The organism is Novosphingobium sp. Leaf2 (assembly GCF_001421325.1).
Taxonomy (GTDB): Bacteria; Pseudomonadota; Alphaproteobacteria; order Sphingomonadales; family Sphingomonadaceae; genus Novosphingobium.
Genome location: NZ_LMJY01000022.1, coordinates 87237 through 104256 on the forward strand (window position 1 = coordinate 87237; position 17020 = coordinate 104256).

General features: G+C 63.1%; 18 protein-coding genes and 1 tRNA gene. 7 read left to right on the plus strand and 12 right to left on the minus strand.

Translation table 11 applies throughout. The features are described from left to right. Positions 1–45 precede the first annotated feature (45 nt). The 3 genes from ntrX (at position 46) to hflX (ending at position 3537) form a co-directional block, all read left to right on the plus strand. Positions 46–1446, plus strand: coding sequence for a nitrogen assimilation response regulator NtrX (ntrX, locus tag ASE49_RS17300; RefSeq protein WP_056775520.1), 1401 nt, complete (start codon positions 46–48; stop codon positions 1444–1446). Between the two features lie 147 nt (positions 1447–1593). Continuing rightward, positions 1594–2172 carry an RNA chaperone Hfq gene (hfq, locus tag ASE49_RS17305; RefSeq protein ID WP_056775523.1) on the plus strand — a complete coding sequence of 193 codons (579 nt, stop codon included), beginning with the start codon at positions 1594–1596 and terminating at the stop codon, positions 2170–2172. Positions 2173–2190: 18 nt separating this feature from the next. Then, positions 2191–3537, plus strand: coding sequence for a GTPase HflX (gene hflX / locus ASE49_RS17310; protein WP_056775525.1), 1347 nt, complete (start codon positions 2191–2193; stop codon positions 3535–3537). A 22-nt stretch (positions 3538–3559) separates the two neighbouring features. Here hflX and mazG read toward each other — a convergent pair whose 3' ends face one another. The 10 genes from mazG to ASE49_RS17360 all read right to left on the minus strand — a co-directional run bounded on the left by mazG (position 3560) and on the right by ASE49_RS17360 (position 12637). Continuing rightward, positions 3560–4348 (minus strand): nucleoside triphosphate pyrophosphohydrolase, encoded by a 789-nt coding sequence (gene mazG, locus ASE49_RS17315; protein ID WP_056775528.1) that lies wholly within the window; start codon positions 4346–4348, stop codon positions 3560–3562. A 61-nt stretch (positions 4349–4409) separates the two neighbouring features. After that, complete coding sequence (locus tag ASE49_RS17320) at positions 4410–4580, minus strand: hypothetical protein (protein WP_235523046.1); 171 nt, start codon at positions 4578–4580, stop codon at positions 4410–4412. A gap of 14 nt (positions 4581–4594) precedes the next feature. Further along, positions 4595–5377 (minus strand): MBL fold metallo-hydrolase, encoded by a 783-nt coding sequence (locus tag ASE49_RS17325; RefSeq protein ID WP_056775530.1) that lies wholly within the window; start codon positions 5375–5377, stop codon positions 4595–4597. Beyond that, positions 5374–6153, minus strand: coding sequence for a TatD family hydrolase (locus ASE49_RS17330; protein ID WP_056775531.1), 780 nt, complete (start codon positions 6151–6153; stop codon positions 5374–5376). Before ASE49_RS17330 ends, ASE49_RS17325 begins: the two co-directional genes overlap by 4 nt. Next, entirely contained in the window at positions 6153–7724 is a 1572-nt protein-coding gene (gene metG / locus ASE49_RS17335) for a methionine--tRNA ligase (RefSeq protein WP_056775535.1), read from the minus strand. The genes ASE49_RS17330 and metG overlap by 1 nt, the downstream gene beginning before the upstream one ends. Before the next feature lie 35 nt (positions 7725–7759). Then, positions 7760–8734, minus strand: coding sequence for a DNA polymerase III subunit delta' (locus ASE49_RS17340; RefSeq protein ID WP_056775537.1), 975 nt, complete (start codon positions 8732–8734; stop codon positions 7760–7762). Further along, positions 8731–9372: a dTMP kinase gene (gene tmk / locus ASE49_RS17345; protein WP_056775541.1), complete on the minus strand. Its 642-nt coding sequence runs from the start codon at positions 9370–9372 to the stop codon at positions 8731–8733. Before tmk ends, ASE49_RS17340 begins: the two co-directional genes overlap by 4 nt. Beyond that, positions 9369–10544, minus strand: coding sequence for a D-alanyl-D-alanine carboxypeptidase family protein (locus tag ASE49_RS17350; RefSeq protein ID WP_056775544.1), 1176 nt, complete (start codon positions 10542–10544; stop codon positions 9369–9371). The genes tmk and ASE49_RS17350 overlap by 4 nt, the downstream gene beginning before the upstream one ends. A 55-nt stretch (positions 10545–10599) precedes the next feature. Further along, positions 10600–11619 carry an SPOR domain-containing protein gene (locus ASE49_RS17355; protein WP_056775546.1) on the minus strand — a complete coding sequence of 340 codons (1020 nt, stop codon included), beginning with the start codon at positions 11617–11619 and terminating at the stop codon, positions 10600–10602. Next, positions 11603–12637 (minus strand): lytic murein transglycosylase, encoded by a 1035-nt coding sequence (locus ASE49_RS17360; RefSeq protein ID WP_056775550.1) that lies wholly within the window; start codon positions 12635–12637, stop codon positions 11603–11605. Before ASE49_RS17360 ends, ASE49_RS17355 begins: the two co-directional genes overlap by 17 nt. Before the next feature lie 154 nt (positions 12638–12791). Here ASE49_RS17360 and ASE49_RS17365 point away from each other — a divergent pair. After that, positions 12792–12881, plus strand: a tRNA-Ser gene (locus ASE49_RS17365). Positions 12882–12932: 51 nt separating this feature from the next. Next, on the plus strand, positions 12933–13505 hold the full coding sequence (locus tag ASE49_RS17370; RefSeq protein ID WP_162234272.1) for a DUF805 domain-containing protein: 573 nt from the start codon (positions 12933–12935) through the stop codon (positions 13503–13505). On the opposite strand, the gene ASE49_RS17375 is transcribed toward ASE49_RS17370, so the two are convergent. Beyond that, entirely contained in the window at positions 13506–15080 is a 1575-nt protein-coding gene (locus tag ASE49_RS17375; protein ID WP_235523047.1) for a DHA2 family efflux MFS transporter permease subunit, read from the minus strand. Between the two features lie 115 nt (positions 15081–15195). On the opposite strand from ASE49_RS17375, the gene ASE49_RS17380 reads away from it, so the two are divergent. Together ASE49_RS17380 and ASE49_RS17385 are read left to right on the plus strand one after the other, a co-directional pair. Continuing rightward, on the plus strand, positions 15196–16245 hold the full coding sequence (locus ASE49_RS17380) for a type III polyketide synthase (RefSeq protein WP_056775552.1): 1050 nt from the start codon (positions 15196–15198) through the stop codon (positions 16243–16245). Next, positions 16242–16748: an isoprenylcysteine carboxyl methyltransferase family protein gene (locus ASE49_RS17385; RefSeq protein ID WP_056775555.1), complete on the plus strand. Its 507-nt coding sequence runs from the start codon at positions 16242–16244 to the stop codon at positions 16746–16748. Before ASE49_RS17380 ends, ASE49_RS17385 begins: the two co-directional genes overlap by 4 nt. Here ASE49_RS17385 and ASE49_RS17390 read toward each other — a convergent pair. Further along, the gene (locus ASE49_RS17390; protein WP_235523048.1) at positions 16738–16992 is read right to left on the minus strand and encodes a hypothetical protein; all 255 of its coding nucleotides are present in this window, start codon (positions 16990–16992) and stop codon (positions 16738–16740) included. The genes ASE49_RS17385 and ASE49_RS17390 overlap by 11 nt on opposite strands. Between the last annotated feature and the right edge of the window lie 28 nt (positions 16993–17020).

Below are 17020 nucleotides of genomic sequence, written 5' to 3' on the forward strand. Positions count from 1 at the left end.
CGCTGCTTTCCAAACCCATTCCCACCAGACGAAGAAGACAGGTCCATGGCTCTCGACATTCTGATCGTCGATGACGAACGCGACATTCGCGAACTGGTCGCTGGCGTGCTGAGCGACGAAGGGTACGATTGCCGTACCGCTGGCGACAGCGGCGCCGCGATCGCAGCCGTCGACGCGCGGCGCCCCTCGCTTGTGCTGCTTGACGTGTGGCTCCACGGCAGTCCGATGGACGGGCTTGAGGTGCTCGACGCCATCAAGGCGCGCGAACCGGAATTGCCGGTCATAATCTTTTCCGGGCATGGCAATATCGACACCGCCGTCGCCGCGATCAGCCGCGGCGCGGTGGATTTCATCGAAAAGCCGTTCGAGGCCGAAAAGCTGCTGCATCTCGTTGCGCGGGCGACCGAGACGGAACGGTTGCGGCGCGAGAACCAGCAGCTCAAGCAAGGCCAGGCACTCGGCATCAGCGAGGAGTTCACCGGCTCGAGCGGCGCGATCAACCAGGTGCGCGGCACCTTGAAGCGCGTGGCTAACACCGGCAGCCGTCTGCTGATCACGGGCCCTGCGGGTTCGGGCAAGGAGGTGGCGGCCCGTCTACTTCACGCGTGGAGCCCGCGCGCCAACAACGCCTTCGTCAGCGTCAACTCGGCGCGGATCACGCCCGAACGCTTCGAACAGGAACTGTTCGGCGAGGAAGCCGATGGTGCTCTGATCCGCGCCGGTCTGCTGGAAACGGCGGACAGCGGCACGCTGTATTTCGATGAAGTGGCGGACATGCCGCTATCAACGCAGGCGCGCATCCTGCGGGTGCTGACCGACCAGGCCTTCGTCCGCGTAGGTGGCACGCGGCAGATCCGGGTAGACGTGCGGGTGGTGTCGTCCACCTCTCGCGATCTGGAGAAGGAGATTGCCGAGCGGCGTTTCCGCGAAGACTTGTTCTATCGGCTCAACGTGGTGCCCGTCACCATCCCGGCGCTACGGGAACGGCGCGAGGACATTCCCGCGCTCGTCGACCACTTTTTCGCGCGCTATGCGAACGAGCAAGGGGTCGCGCCGCCCCAGGTCAGTATCGATGCGATGACAGCGCTTCAGGCTTACGAATGGCCCGGAAACGTGCGCCAGTTGCGTAATGTTGTCGAGCGCACCGTCATCATGGCGCCGCGCGAAAAGCTGGCCCGGATCGAGGCCGACATGCTGCCTCCGGAAATTTTCAACAGCCGTGGCGGCGGTGAAGGCGGGGCGACCGTGATGATGAGCGCGCCGCTGCGCGAAGCGCGCGAAAGCTTCGAGCGGGAGTACCTGCGCGTCCAGATCCGCCGGTTTTCCGGCAACATTTCCAAGACCGCCGCTTTCATCGGCATGGAGCGCTCAGCGCTGCATCGTAAACTGAAACTGCTCGGCATGTCCGAACGCCGCGAGGGTGAAGACCTGGATGAACCTCTCTAAGTTTCGGTATATGCAACACGGTCGCTACAAAATGTCCGTTTACTGCATTGCAGCAAAGAGGTAGATTTCGAATCGACAACGGCTTCGGGTTTACCGCGGCCAGAATGCGGACCGCATAAGTGGCCGCCAAAAAGAAGGAGCATCGATATGGCCGGTCGTACCCTCACTGCGCGTCCAAAGCCCACGCCGCCACCCGCGCCGGAACCGGTTGTTCATGCCGCCCCGGCAACGCCAGCGCCGTCGGGTAAGGGTGGGGTCCAGAACCTGCAGGATCAGTTCCTCAATCTGCTGCGCAAGAACAAGACTCCGGTGACCATGTTCCTGGTCAAGGGCGTCAAGCTGCAGGGCATCGTCACCTGGTTCGATAACTTCTCGATCCTGTTGCGCCGGGATGGCCAATCGCAGCTCGTGTACAAGCATGCGATTTCCACGATCATGCCCTCGACCCCGGTCGATGCGCGCCAGTTCACCAACGGCCCCGAAAATCCCAAGAAAACCCGTGTCTTGCAGGACGTTTTCCTGTCCAGCATCCGCAGCGCCGCCGTTCAGGTCACGATGTTCCTGATCAACGGCGTAATGCTCCAGGGCCGGGTCGCCGCGTATGACCTGTTCTGTATGCTGCTGGAGCGGGAAGGCTATGTGCAACTGGCCTACAAGCACGCCGTCTCGACGATTCAGCCCGTGACTCCGGTCGACCTTCAGGCGCATGAAGACGCCGACGATTAAAGAGAGAAGCTGAACGACTTGAACGATGAAACAACAGGCGAGGTCACGCGCGGCGCGCGGGCCCTCGTCGCTTATCCGCAAATGCGTGGCCGCCGCGACCTTGATACCGAGGCGCGGCTAGAAGAAGCGCGCGGTCTGGCGCTGGCGATCGGCCTCGAAGTGGTCGACGCGCTCGCCATTGTCATCCGTGAACCGCGCGCCGGCACGCTGTTCGGTGAAGGCCAGATCCAGAACATTGCAACCGCGTGTGAGCAGAACGAGGCAGAACTGGTCATCGTCGATGGCTCGCTGACCGCGATCCAGCAGCGCAATCTCGAAGACAAGCTGAAGCGCAAGGTCATCGACCGCACCGGACTGATCCTGGAAATCTTCGGTGAACGCGCGGCCACGGCGGAAGGGCGCCTGCAGGTTGAGCTGGCGCACCTTGATTACCAGGCCGGTCGGCTCGTGCGCAGCTGGACGCACCTTGAACGCCAGCGCGGCGGCTTCGGGTTCCTGGGCGGTCCGGGCGAAACACAGATTGAGGCGGACCGTCGCCTCATTCGCGATCGCATGGCCAAGATCCGCCGGGAACTGGAACAGGTGCGCCGCACGCGCGGTCTTCATCGGGATCGGCGCGAAAAGGCGCCGTGGCCGGTCATCGCGCTCGTGGGGTATACCAACGCGGGCAAGTCCACACTGTTCAATCGCCTGACCGGCGCGAACGTGATGGCGGAAAACCTGCTGTTCGCCACGCTGGATCCGACCATGCGGGCAATACGGTTGCCGGGGCTGGAAAAGGCGATCCTGTCGGACACCGTGGGTTTCATTTCCGACCTGCCGACGCAGCTGGTCGCCGCATTTCGCGCCACGCTGGAGGAAGTTACCGCCGCCGATGTGATCGTGCATGTCCGAGACATCGCCAATCCGGATACGGATTCGCAAAAACGGCAGGTTCTGGCCGTGCTGGCCGATCTTGGCGTTGCCAGCGCAGATGGCGAAACCTTGGAAGAGGGGGAGGGCAGCGATACCAAGCCCATCCCGATCATCGAGGTGTGGAACAAATGGGACATCCTGCCACCCGATCAGGCGCAGTTGCTGAAAGACGCGATGGCGCATCGCCACGATGAAACGATCGCGGCGGTTTCCGCGTTGACAGGTGAGGGTTGCGAGGCGCTGTTGGACCTGGCGAGCCGCACGCTGACGCAGGATGCCAAAGTGCACACGTTCGTCATCCCGGCAGCGGACGGACAGCGCCTTGCATTCCTTCACGCACGCGGCGAAGTGATTTCCGAAAAGGACGCAGGGACCGGCCAAAATGGCCCCGAGTTGAGGCTGGACGTCCGCTTGTCACAGCGTGAATTCGGACGGTTCGGGTCACTGTGATGTGACGATCGGGCGGTTGAAATCAGCCGTCCGAGGTTTTTTCCGCTCGTTTGACCGCCTGCCAATGTGCTTCCTGCTCGTCCAATGACAGCGCCGCGAATTGACTGCCTTGCCCGGCGGCAATCGCCTCCATAGCGCGGAAGCGACGCTCGAACTTTGCGTTGGCGGCGCGCAGGGCATCTTCCGGGGCCAGGCCGTTCAGGCGCACCAGATTGACGGCGGCAAACAGTAGATCGCCCGCTTCTTCAAGTTTGTCGTCCGGGCCGGCCTGAGCGAGCTCTTCGATCTCTTCGAGAACCTTTGCCGCAGCGCCGCTGGGTTCGGGCCAATCAAACCCGACGCGGGCGGCGCGCTTCTGCAACTTTTCCGCCCGCATCAACGCAGGCAATGACATTGCCACGCCGTCCATCGCGCTTGTTGCGCCGTTCGCCGCGCGCTCCTTGGCCTTCAAAGCTTCCCATCGCTCGGCTTGGGGGTCACCAGAGGTATCGTCTCCGAAGATGTGCGGATGGCGACGCTCCAGCTTGCTGGAAATGGCATCGGCAACATCGTCGAAGGTAAAGTGGCCAGATTCCTGCGCGATACGGGCGTGAAACACCACTTGGAGGAGCAGATCGCCAAGCTCGTCACGCAACGCCGCCATGTCATCATGGGCTATCGCGTCCGCGACCTCGTAGGCCTCCTCGATCGTATAGGGCGCAATCGACGAAAACGTCTGCGCGCGATCCCATTCGCAGCCGGTCTGGGGATCACGCAGCCGCGCCATGATGGACAGGAGACGGGCGATTGGGGTTACCGATACTTCAGTCATGTACGATCGATAATGAAGATTATGTAAAGTGGCGTCAGGCCAGTGTGATGCGAGACTGCGTTCACCCGGCGATGGTCTTGATCAGCAGATGTACGATCACAGCCGTAGCGATGATGATCGCGGCCCAGATCGCCATCAGTTTGATCGCCTTGGTCGTTCCCATTTGCCGGATGTTTCGATTGCGCAGAACCAAGATCAGCCATCCTACGATGGCTATGATCGAAACGATCATCGTGCCTTGCGTCATCATGCCGCGATCACCAGCCCATCATAGCCAACGCTTACGTGCGGCGGCACTTGCGCGCTAAGCGTTGCATAATCCATGCTCTTGTCCAGATGCGTCAGCACTGCATTTCGTACACCGCACGTTTCCACAAGCTCCAGCGCCATCGCCAGATGCGCATGCGTTGGATGCGGTTCGCGGCGCAGACAATCCACTATCATCACATCGCAGCCATAGAACAGATCGATCATGGCCGTCGTTATCTGACTAAAGTCCGTGGCGTAACCAACTGATTTTCCGTCGTTATCGAACCTAAATCCAGTCGATTCCACCGGTCCGTGCGGCATCTGCACATGGCCGATCCGAAACCCTTCGCACAGCCGCAAGGTATCGAGGTTTTCGAGCGAAATCAGCGTCGGATAGCCATACTGACCCGCGAACACATACCCAAAACGCTGCCGCAGTCGGCGAACGGTTTCTGCTTCCGCGAAGCCGGGTATCGGACCGGCGCGGCCATAGCGCAGCGGTCGCAGATCATCGATACCGTGGCAGTGATCGGCATGATCATGGGTCCAGAACACGGCGTCGATGCGGTGAATGTCATTTGCCAGGAATTGGGCGCGCAAATCCGTTGGCGTGTCTACGAGAATGCGCGCACCAGCGTCGCTTTCCACGAGGATGGACACCCGGCTACGGCGATTGCGGGGGTTCCCCGGGTCGCAAAAACCCCAGTCCGCACCCCCATCCTCGCCGCCGAGACGAGGCACGCCGGTGGATGTTCCGCTGCCAAGGATGGTGACCTTCACGCCGGCTTCGCCTTTGAAAACAGCGTGAAGAAATTGCGCGTGGTGCCCTGCGCAAGTTGCTCGATGCTTACCCCGCGCAGGTTGGCCACAAAGCGGGCTGTGTCTGCCGTGAACGCCGGCTCGCAGGTCCGGCCGCGATGCGGGACTGGCGCAAGGAACGGCGAGTCTGTTTCGACCAAGAGGCGATTGGCAGGAATCGTTGCAACAATGCCTTGCAAGTCCTTGGCATTCTTGAATGTCACAATGCCCGAGATGCTGATAGTCAGTCCCAGATCAAGGACCGTCCGGGCGAACTGCGCGCTGGCGGTGAAGCAGTGGATCAGCGCAGGAAAGTGCCCCTTCGCCAACTCGTCTGCCAGAATACGTGCGGTGTCATCTTCGGCGTTGCGCGTGTGGATGATGATGGGCAGGCCGGTGCGCCGCGACGCTGCGATGTGCGTGCGGAACAAGGCCTGCTGCACGTCACGGTCGGACTTGTCGTAGTAATAGTCCAGGCCGGTTTCGCCGATCGCGATTACGCGTGGGTGGGCGGCGGCATCCAGCAATGCGCCCTCGCCCAGGTCGGCATGCTGGTCGGCTTCATGCGGGTGGATGCCGACCGAGGCCCAGACATCGTGTTCCCGCTCTGCGGTGGCGATCACGTTCGCCCATTCGCGTTGCCGGGTCGATATGTTCAGAAAGCCTTTGACGCCTGCTGCGCGCGCCCGATCAAGCACGGCGGCCTGATCGTCCACCAGGCCTTCGTATTCCAGATGGCAATGCGAATCGATCAGCATCAGGCCATCGCGCCTTCCGGCATTTCCAGGCGCGGAAATACGCCCACCGGCTGCTCGACTCTAAATCCGGATGAGACGAGCGCTTCATACCACGCACGATCTGAAAGCGCTGAAAAATCGCGTTTATCTGCCGGCTGCCCCATCTGGTCGAGCAACTTGTCCATCGCGGTCGGCACCACCGGGCGCACGGCAAGCGCAAGATCGCGAACGGCGCGGAAGAGCGTGATCAGCACGGTCTCCATCCGCGCCGGGTCTGTCTTGCGCAGGGCCCATGGCGCTTGTTCATCGACATACTGGTTGCAGGCGAAGACCGCCCTCATCCATGCTTCCAAGCCATTGCTGAAATCGAAGTTGGCAAACGCCGTGCGAAGATCCGCAATGCCTTGCGCTACCACGGACAACAGCGCGGCGTCCGCAGTGGCGATCTGGGAAATCACCTTGAGTTCGCCGCCTATATTTTTGAAAATCATGGACAAACTGCGTTGCGCCAGATTGCCGAAGCTGTTTGCCAGCTCGGCGTTTGTGCGCACCACGATCGCGTCTGCAGACCATGACCCGTCCTGCCCGAACGCAACTTCGCGCATCAGGAAATAGCGCAGGGCATCTACGCCGAAGGTTTCGGACAATCCGATCGGATCGGTCACGTTGCCCAGCGATTTCGACTCCTTCTGCCCCCGGTTGAGCAGAAATCCATGCCCGAACACCTGCTTGGGCACGGCCAGCCCGGCGCTCATCAGGAAGGCCGGCCAGTAGACCGCGTGAAAGCGCACGATGTCCTTGCCGATCAGATGAACGTCAGCGGGCCAGAACTTCGCGAAGGCATCGTCCTTATCGGGAAAACCAAGTCCCGTCAGGTAATTGGTCAAGGCATCGACCCACACGTACATGACGTGGCGATCATCCGCGCCTTGGGTCGTGGGCACTTTGACGCCCCAATCAAAGCTGGTGCGAGAAATGGAGAGGTCGCGCAAACCACCTTCGACGAACCGCTGAATCTCGTTGCGTCGGCTTTCAGGGCGGATGAAATCGTGGGAACTGTAGAGATCGAGCAACTTGTCCTGGTACCTGGAAAGCCGGAAGAACCAGGATTCCTCGACGGTCCATTCCACAGGTGTGCCTTGGGGCGAGCGCTTGGTCCCGTCCTCCCCCGTGGTCAGTTCGCTTTCGTCGTAATAGGCCTCGTCGCGAACCGAGTACCATCCTTCGTACCGGTCAAGGTACAAGTCGCCCGCAGCCTCCATTCGCCGCCACAAATCCTGCGTGGCGGCATGGTGGCGCGGCTCGGTGGTGCGAATGAACACGTCATAATCGATGTTCAATGCGTCGCACATATCTTTGAAATACGCAGACATCTCGTCAGCCAAGGCCGCAGGCGTGGTGCCGAGTTCGCGGGCCTTTTGGGCCATCTTCAGACCATGCTCGTCCGTGCCGGTCTGGAAGCGAACGTCGTAGCCTTCGGCCTTTTTGAAGCGAGCGATGACGTCGGCGGCGATCGCTTCGTAGGCGTGCCCGATATGGGGTCGTCCATTGGGGTAACTGATGGCGGTAGTGATATAATAGGGCTCGCCCATGTGGCGTCGCGCTTTCCGATAGTTGGCTGGCAGGTCTAGCGTCTGGTTTCTCTAGGGGCGGCAGCGGATGCCAGCAAGCCGCCAATTTCCATAATGAGCAGCCCTGCATCGAAATTGAAGGTTGCGGCTTGCCCGGACAATTCGGCCAGCTTGCCATGCGCGTCGATGATGCGTCCCTGTTGATCGCGCGGGGCGGTGGGCAGGGCATGGACCAGCACGGCCCTTGCCAGTTCCAGCACGGCGGTTTGCCGATCACGAGAAGGGCGCGCGCCGATGGCGTCTGCAAGGGCCCCGCGTAAATAAAACTGCGCATCGCCCTGAGCGAGTATGCGCTGCATCAGATCATGCATGGCGCGCAGATCGTGCTCGACGAAATCGAGAGCGATACCAGGCGCCCCATGCGCAGCAGCGATGGCTGCTGTGCGGGTCGCGACGTCCGCGGCGGGAATGTCGCGCCGGATTACCGCATCAAGCGTCTCGGCATCCAGCGGTGCAAGACGCAGGATGCGACAGCGCGAACGGACAGTGGGCAACAGGCGGCCGGGCTGATCCGCTATCAGCAGGAAATACGTGCCCGCCGGCGGCTCTTCCAGAACCTTGAGCAGGGCGTTTACGGCACCCTTTTCCAGATGGTCCGCAGGATCGACGATGATCGCCCGCCGATCGCCCAGCGTGGGCTTGGTGGCCAAGCGCCGTATTATGCCGCGAATCTGATCGACACTGATGTTGCGCTTGGTCTGGTAAGGTCGGCCTTCCGCCTTCTTCTTCGCCTCGTCGTCGTTGGCGGGTTGCGCGTCCAGGATATGGATATCCGGGTGCGACAACACGTCCGGTGCTGGGGCTCCCGTGGCGCGCACCAGTTCCGCCGCAGCTGCCCGCGCGAAGGCCCGCTTGCCAAGCCCCTTGGCGCCGGCAAGCAGCCAGGCATGGTGCATCCGTTCGGAGCCGACAGCGGCGCACCATTCCGCCCACGCGGCATCCTGGCCAATGAAGGCGGTGGATGCGTTCACGTCAGTAAAGGCGCAACAGCGGTAAGCACGAGGGCATGCGTGGCTTGCGCATCGCCATCGCCATCAACGCGGCTGAAGCGGGCTGGCTCGGCCTGCGCAAAGCGTAAAAACCCCTCGGCCACGCGGGCATGATACGCGGCGCTGCGCCCGCCGATACGGTCTGCGCCGCCGCTATCACGCCTTGCCAGTCGCTCCATCGCAACATCCGGTGAAACATCCAGCAGCAGCGTCAGGTCGGGCAGCAGATCCTCGCTGCCGATGCGATGCAGTTCAAGCAGGTCAGCGTCGGACAAGCCGCTGCCGCCGCCTTGATACGCGCGGCTTGAATCGAGATACCGGTCGCAGATCACCCAGGCGCCGCGCGCCAGTGCGGGTCGGATCAGCCGGTGCACATGGTCTGACCGGGCAGCGGCGAACAGCAGCGCTTCGGCACGCGGGTTCCAGCTTTCGCCGCCATCGCCCGCTACGCCGTCCAACAAAAGGCTGCGGATCGCTTCCGCCCCCGCGGTTCCGCCCGGTTCGCGGGTCGTCACGACTTCGATCTCACGATTGCGCAAGGCATCCGCAAGCAAGCGGGCCTGCGTCGATTTGCCCGCCCCCTCCCCGCCTTCGAGCGCGATGAAGTGCCCCCTGCTCATGAGAACAGGTTGATAAGGCCGTTGCGAAGCCTGTCCAGCTTTCCGGCTTTCCCCACGTCGCGCCCGGCATAAAGCGGCACCCGGCCGGGTGCGAGGCCGGCAACCTGGATTTCAAGCTCGCCCACCTGATCACCCTTGCGGATCGGCGCCGCGATAGGGCCGCGATAATGCACCGCCAAGGTGATGCCGGGATGGCTGCCGCGCGGGATCGTGGCATGCACTTCGCGGTTGGCGACGAGCGGCAGGGTGCGCGCGTCCCCGCCCTGTACCCGCGCCTGCAAGACAGTTTGCCCCTGGTCGAACAAGTGGCGCGTGTCCCACGCCGCAAAGCCCCATTCCAACAGCGCCTTTGCCGCTTCATCGCGCACCTTGGGCAGCGGCGAGCCGGCGAGCACCATCACCAGGCGACGCCCCCCGCGCTCCGCGGTTCCCAGGAAGTTGTAGCCCGCTTCGCGCGTATAGCCGGTCTTAATACCGTCAGCGCCAGGCACCACGCCCACCGTCGGGTCATGGCTGCGCATCGCGACGTCGCGCCAGAACCAGTGCTTGTGGCCGGAAAACTCACGATAGAGGTCGGGATAGCGCGTGATCATCGCGTCTGCCAGACGCACCAGATCGCTGGCCGTGACGTAGGTGTGGCCTTCGTCCATCCAGCCGTTGGGCGTGTTGTAGTGGCTGCGCGTCATCCCAAGACGGCGCGCCGCATCGTTCATCTTCGCGGCCCACCCCTGGACGCTGCCAGCATAGCCCTCGCCCAGCACGATCGCGGCGTCGTTGGCGGACGCGGTCATGATCCCGTGCAGAAGATCGCGCGTGGTCGGGCGATCCTTGACGGTGATGTACATGTTGGTGCCTTTGGCGAACCATTCCTTCTGCGTTTCGGGACGCTCGGAAAACTGGCGGTCGAGGCTCAGGCGGCCTGCACCGATTTCCTCGAATGCGACATAGGCGGTCATCACCTTCGTCACCGAGGCCGGCAGGAACGGCGTGTCGGGGTGACGCTGCTCCAGCACCTGCCCCGACCCGAGATCGACGAGCAGGCTGACCGGGATCGTGGCAAGCTGGGCCGGCGGTGCCGGTATGCGGATCGCTGGCGACGGCGCGCCGCTTGCCATTGCAGCTGGCAGCGCGATCAGCACGGCCAGCGACAGGACTTTGGAAAACAACTTCAACTCAGTACTCTCCCGCGCGTTTGCGCCTGGCACCGCGCGGGAACGACCGTGAAGCTCAGTCCGCGCGGAGGATTCGCGCGTCGCTATACCCTGCGCGCCTGGCCTTCTCCAGCGCTGCGGAAGCTTGTGCACGGTTTGTGAACGCACCCAGCCGCACCCGCCAGAACTTGCCGGATTGCGATACGCTGCCACCCAACGCCTTGGCGACCTTACGCGCCGAGGCGTCGGACGAGAACGCCGCGACCTGGACGGTAAAGTTGCCTTTCGCGGGATCCGCTGCAGGCGCTGGGGCGGGCTTGGGGGCCGCTGGCTTGGGTGCCTTGGCAACCGGCGCCGGTGCCGGCTTGGCGGCGGGCGAAGGCGGCGCGGGTTCGCTATGGCGCACAGGTGTGGGCGCAGGCCTGGCAGGCTTGGTCGTAACGGGAGCGGGGGGGATCGGCCTTGTCACGCTGGCCGTTTGAGACGGCGGCGAAGGCATGGCGGGCCGTGGCGCCGCTTGATTGTTAGCCGGCGCAGGGAGCAGTGGCGACTGATCGGCAGCCTTGCGACGCAGCACCTTGAGGAGCCCTTCCGGTGTCGCCATGCGTTCGGGCGCGCGACCGCCGGCGCGCAGCAGCGCCCGCTCCTGCTCGGGCGGATTGACGCGGCGCACGCGAACTTGCGTGTTTTTGGCGCCGGGTGCGATCCCCAGTTGCAGCGCGGCATCTGGCGACAGTTCGACCAGCGCATCGTTGGTCATCGGCCCGCGTCGCTCCACGCGAACGAGGATCGTGTGGCCGGTATCGAGCGAGGTAACCTCGATGTAGCTAGGCAAGGGCAGCGTCTTGTGTGCGGCGGTCACGCCCGTGCCCTGCCCGACGATGGCGTTACCCACCGCATCATAATTGAGCTGGTCTGCCGGGGTCCAAACGGTACTGCCGATGGTGAAGGGCTCACCCACCACCATCGGATAATCCGCAGCAGGACCAGTCGGGGGCGGGGATGGCGCAGGCACACGCTCTGCGGCAAACACCGCGCCAGAGCTCAGGATACACAGCGCTGCGAAGGGCGCGATACGGTTAACGGGCAATCTCATCTGCAAGCAACCCCACGGACATGGCGTAGTAGTTCGAGCAATTGTATTGCAGGATGACCCGATAATTACCGGTTAACAGATAAGCCGGTGTTCCCGGCCCATCCGGTTGGAACAGGGACGTCAGCACATCTCCGCCGACGGCGCCCAGCGGCGTCACGCCGAGCGCGCGCCATTGCGATATGGTCTTCCATTGAGAATGGCGGGCATGCACCTGCGGGCATGTGGGCGAAGACAGTTTGCTGGCATACGCCGGCACGTTGAAGCCGGCGGGCACCGCCGCGCGTACGCCCCAGGGCTGGCCGGGACGCCACCCGGCATCGCGAAAGTAATTGGCGATGGATGCCACGGTATCTGCCGGGCTGGAAAAGATGTTCGCGCGCCCGTCCCCGTCACCATCTACGGCAAGGCGCAGATAGACGCTGGGGAGGAACTGCGGATACCCGAACGCACCCGCCCAGCTGCCCTTCAACTGCGAACGCGGGACGCCGCGATCCACCATCTTCATCAAGGCGATCAGCTCGCCCTCGAACAGATCCCGGCGCCGGCCTTCCCACGCCAGCGTCGCCAGCGAGCGCGCCAGGTCGAAATCGCCGACGTAGCTGCCGTAGTTGGTCTCATGTCCCCAGATCGCCAGCAGGATCGGCCCGGGAACGCCATAGCGCCGCTCGATCTGGGGCAATAGCGACCCCAGGCCAGTATACTGCGCCCGCCCGCGCGCCACGATCGACGGGGCGACATGCTGGGCGATGTAGGGGGCCAGCGCCGGCGGTCCGCCACGACTGCCGGGCTGCGTGTTGTCCAGGTCGATCACCCGCTGGTTGGGGGTCAGACCCGCCAGAACGCTGGTGATCGCATTTTCGCTGACCCGCGCCGCCCGGGCGTGCGCGGCCACTTCCTGCAGGTAATCGGGAAAGCTTTCGGCCTGGGCGGACACCTGCATGGCGGGCATCGGCACCGCCACGAGGGCAGCGGCAAGAACGGGAAATCGCAAGGTGCGCAGCGCGGAACGAATGGTCATCACGGGTGAACTTCGCACAATCCCAACCGGTTGCATATGCCCGCCGGCACCCGCCGGGGGACAATCGCCGCATGCGAGGCCCCCTTCACCCGACACTTTCCCGCGCGGCCCCCTCTTGCGTCCCCGCCACATTTGGCTATGCGCGTCATCGCGCGGACAGGTGGCCGAGTGGTTTAAGGCAGCGGTCTTGAAAACCGCCGTGGGTGGAAGCTCACCGTGGGTTCGAATCCCACCCTGTCCGCCACGATCCGTTTCGATTATCCAAGATCCTGTTCATCGATTCCGGGGATCAACGGTGATTTTTCACGCTGTGCGGCAAAATCTGGGGCGGCTGACGCAATATTCCGGGCGGGAAAAGCGCGACCAGTTTTGGCTGTTTGCAGGCTGCGTAATAGCGCTTTCGATGATAGCATTAATCGGCGCGATGCTTCCCGAAATTTTGGAAAGCCTCACTAAAATGCAGCAATTTGCGTCCGAACACCCCGAGATGGCGCACGTTGAGCGTAGTCCGACGAGTTACGCGATAACCATAAGGGGGCGTCATCCGGAATTGATGCCCAATATGGTGGTTTTGGTTGGCGTCATGGCGGTCATATTTTCCAAGGTAACAGTGCTGCTCGCCGCAGCGGTCACCCGCCGGCTTCATGACTGTGACAAGGCTGGATGGTGGGGCATAATGCCGCTTCCGTTTGTCGCATTTGGCCTTGTGGCGATGCCGAAACTGTTTGCTCAACCCACGCCTGACACGCGGCTGTTCTTTGTCCTGTTGCTGAACAACATGCTCTATATCGCCGCACTCGCGTGGCTCGTTGCATTGCTGTCGGGCGAGGGAACCAAAGGCGCAAATCGCTACGGTCAGCGACCGTAATCAGCTCTCCGACTGCTCCAACGCCCGGCGCTTCACAAACACCAGTATCACAACCGCTAGCGCCGTCAGCACGCCGCATAGCAGCCACGCGGCGTTGATGGCAGGCACCAGGGCGGCTTTCTGGACCAGGGGGCGGATCATCTCGACGGTGAAGTCGTCTATCGGCTGGCCGCGTTGTTCGAGGAACGCATCCCTGGGGATGCCGATGCTGACGGCTGTCGTTACGTCTCCTGCGCGCAGTTTTGCGGCGATCGCTGTGCTCTGCGTAGCCGCGCGGGCGAAGATGGTGGTGTTGATCAGCGCCAGCCCGATCGCGCCCCCCAGGTTACGCATCAGGTTGAACAGGCCGCTGCCGTCCGCCACCAGCGGTTCAGGCAACCGGCCCAGCGCCATGCGGGTGGGCGGGAGCAGGCAGAACATGATCGCCACCCCGCGCATGATCTGGGGCACCATCATTTCGGCAAAGTCGGTCTGCAGCGTCTGGCGAGTGCTGAGCAGGAGGCCGGCCGCGAACAGGACGAAACCGAATGCAGTGAGCAGACGCGCATCGAAACGGCGCTCGGCATAAACGGCCAGCGGCGCTGTCAGCAGTTGCGCAACGCCGGTGACGAGCATGATCTCGCCAATGCGCAGCGGGCCATGGTCACGGACCAGGCCGAGAAACACAGGCATGAGATAGGTCGACCCGAACAAGCCGAAGCCCAGCACGAAGCTGAGCGCGCAGCCGATCGCGAAGTTGCGGTCGGCAAAGCAGCGCAGTTCCACCAGCGGCGCGCGGGACACCAGCGTGCGCCAGACGAACGCGGCCAGGCACACGGCGAACAGGAGCAGCAGCCCTGCGACCCACGACGAGCCCCATCCCTTCGACGGTGCGTCCTGCAGCCCGACCTGCAACGCGGTCAGCCCTACAGCCAGAAGGGTGAGCGCCAGCACGTCGATCGCCCTGCCCTCGTGCCGCTCTGCCTTGGTGCCGCGCAGACAGATCGCGACGCCTATTGCCGCCAGCACGCCGGGGGCGATGTTGATGCGAAAAAGCCAGTGCCATGAGTACGATTGCGTGATCCAGCCGCCCACGATCGGGCCCACCGTGGGCGCCATCACTGCCGCAACCCCCGCAATGGTCGTCGCCAGCGCTTGCGAGCGGGGTGGAAACAGCAGGAACACAGCGGCGAAAACGGCGGGGATCAACGTACCGCCGGCAAACCCCTGGACGATCCGCCAACCGACCAACTCATGGAAATTGCCGCTCATCGCGCAGCCGAGCGAGGCCAGGGTGAACACGCTCACCGCGATCACGAATAGCCAGCGCATGCCAAGGCGGGCGGTGAAGTACCCGGTCAGCGGGATGGCGATGATTTCGGCGGTGAGATAGGCCGTTTGCACCCACACCATCTGGTCCGGCGCGATCCGCAACGCGCCCTGGATCGCCGGCAAGGAGGTGGCCACGATCTGGATATCGAGAATCGCCATGAACATGCCCAGGCACATCAGCACGAAGCCGGTCCATTCGCCCAGGCTGGCGTCTTGCGTTCGGCCCGGGTTCAGGCGGTCGCTGCCATCAACGCGTGTCGTCACCGAGTTTCCCGTTACCTTCGCGCTGTCGTACTGGCGCAAGGAACCCGCTATTGCGCAGATCGTTGCGTAGCAGAACTTTTTTCACCGGTCCGCCGGTCACGTCAGGCGGTACCTCATGAATCCGGTGTCTATTCTCTCCCTGGCGACTGAAACGCCCCCGCACGTAATCTCGCAGGAAGAAGCACTCACTACCGCGCGCGACCTGATCGGCAGTAATTTTGCCGATTTCGAACGGCTCTCCACCGTTTTTGCCAATGCCGGGATACGCCATCGCCAGCTGGCAATGCCAGTAGAGTGGTATCGCAGCCCGCGCAGTTTTCCCGAACGTGCGGCCGCATACCTCGATGTCGCGCTCGACTTGTTCGTGGCAGCGGCCGAGCGCGCCTTGACCGAGGCGCAAGTGCGACCGGAGGATGTGGACACGATCGTGACGATCTCGTCCACCGGCATCGCCACCCCCAGCCTGGAAGCGCGGGCGATGGCGCGGCTGCCGTTCCGCACCGACGTGGTGCGCGTCCCGGTGTTCGGCTTGGGCTGCGCAGGGGGGGCATCGGGGTTGGGCCTTGCCACCAAACTGGCCCGGGCGACGCCGGGGTCCACGGTGCTGCTGGTGGCAGTGGAACTGTGCAGTCTCGCGTTGCGGACTGACAACGCGGACAAGGCGGATATCATTTCCACCGCCTTGTTCGGTGACGGCGCAGCGGCGTGTGTCCTGCGCAGCGGCGACGAAGGCTTCGTCCAGATCCACGGTACCGCCGAGAAGACCTGGAATGACACGCTGGACATCATGGGCTGGCAGGCGGAGCCGACCGGGCTTGGTGTCGTGCTGAACCGTGCGATCCCGGTCTTCGCACGGCGAGAAATGCGCCAGGCGATGACCGAGATGCTGGCCCCGCAAGATATCGAGATCGAGGACGTGAACCGGTTCATCTGCCATCCGGGCGGCGCGCGCGTCGTCGATGCGATCGAGGGCGCGCTCTCGCTCGAACAAGGGGCACTGTCTGTCGAGCGGGAGGTGCTTCGCGATCATGGCAACATGTCCGCCCCCACCGTGCTGTTCGTGCTGGACCGGTATCGCAAGGCCGGTCTGCCAACCTTGTCCATCCTTAGCGCGCTGGGGCCGGGTTTCACCGCATCCTCTTTGACGCTACGGTGCGCGGCATGAACTGGCCTTATGTCATCATGGCGTTCGTTACCGCCCAGCGCCTGGCGGAACTGGTGATAGACCGGCGCAATACGGCGCGTCTGCTGGCCGACGGGGCGTGGGAAGCGGGCGCGCGACACTACCCGGTGATGGTCGCCATGCATGCGACCTGGCTGGCGGCGCTGTGGTTCACCGTGGGTGACAGGCCCGTCAATCTTCCACTGTTGGCCGTCTTCGCCGTCCTGCAGCTATTGCGCGTGTGGGTTCTGGCAACGCTCGGCCCACGCTGGACGACCCGCATCATCGTCACCCGGAGCCTGCCGTTGGTGAAGAAGGGGCCCTTCAAGTTTCTGCGCCATCCCAACTACACGGTGGTGACCGCAGAGATCGCCGTGCTGCCGCTGGTGTTTGGGCTGGTGTGGATCGCGGTGCTGTTCACCGTGTTGAACGCGGCGATGCTATACGTGCGCATCGGCACTGAAAACCGCGCGCTATATGGAAGCCGCGAAGACCTTAGCGTTTGACCGCAGCCTCGCGCTGCGCCTTGATCCGCAGCATCGCGGCATGACATTGGGGAGAAGTCTGCTCGATCTTGACGATCATGCAGGCTTCCACTTTTTTGCGGCTCATCGATTTCATTTCGGATGGACAAAGCCGGCGCGCTTCCTGCACGCACGCTTTCTTGCCCGGATCGGATTCCGCATGCACTGCAGGAGCCATGATCGTGCCGGCGATTACGAGGCCGACAAAAGTGCTGATGGCGCGCATAGTCATGGCGAGGTCGTCCTTGATCTGG

Excerpts from the sequence above, each read along its gene's own strand:
- tmk (WP_056775541.1), bottom strand. The coding sequence starts at position 9,372 with ATGAGCAGGGGGCACTTCATCGCGCTCGAAGGCGGGGAGGGGGCGGGC.
- metG (WP_056775535.1), bottom strand. The coding sequence starts at position 7,724 with ATGGGCGAGCCCTATTATATCACTACCGCCATCAGTTACCCCAATGGA.
- ASE49_RS17385 (WP_056775555.1), top strand. The coding sequence starts at position 16,242 with ATGAACTGGCCTTATGTCATCATGGCGTTCGTTACCGCCCAGCGCCTG.
- ASE49_RS17330 (WP_056775531.1), bottom strand. The coding sequence starts at position 6,153 with ATGCTGATCGATTCGCATTGCCATCTGGAATACGAAGGCCTGGTGGAC.
- ASE49_RS17390 (WP_235523048.1), bottom strand. The coding sequence starts at position 16,992 with ATGCGCGCCATCAGCACTTTTGTCGGCCTCGTAATCGCCGGCACGATC.
- ntrX (WP_056775520.1), top strand. The coding sequence starts at position 46 with ATGGCTCTCGACATTCTGATCGTCGATGACGAACGCGACATTCGCGAA.
- ASE49_RS17320 (WP_235523046.1), bottom strand. The coding sequence starts at position 4,580 with ATGATCGTTTCGATCATAGCCATCGTAGGATGGCTGATCTTGGTTCTG.
- hfq (WP_056775523.1), top strand. The coding sequence starts at position 1,594 with ATGGCCGGTCGTACCCTCACTGCGCGTCCAAAGCCCACGCCGCCACCC.
- ASE49_RS17360 (WP_056775550.1), bottom strand. The coding sequence starts at position 12,637 with ATGACCATTCGTTCCGCGCTGCGCACCTTGCGATTTCCCGTTCTTGCC.
- ASE49_RS17355 (WP_056775546.1), bottom strand. The coding sequence starts at position 11,619 with ATGAGATTGCCCGTTAACCGTATCGCGCCCTTCGCAGCGCTGTGTATC.
- mazG (WP_056775528.1), bottom strand. The coding sequence starts at position 4,348 with ATGACTGAAGTATCGGTAACCCCAATCGCCCGTCTCCTGTCCATCATG.
- ASE49_RS17380 (WP_056775552.1), top strand. The coding sequence starts at position 15,196 with ATGAATCCGGTGTCTATTCTCTCCCTGGCGACTGAAACGCCCCCGCAC.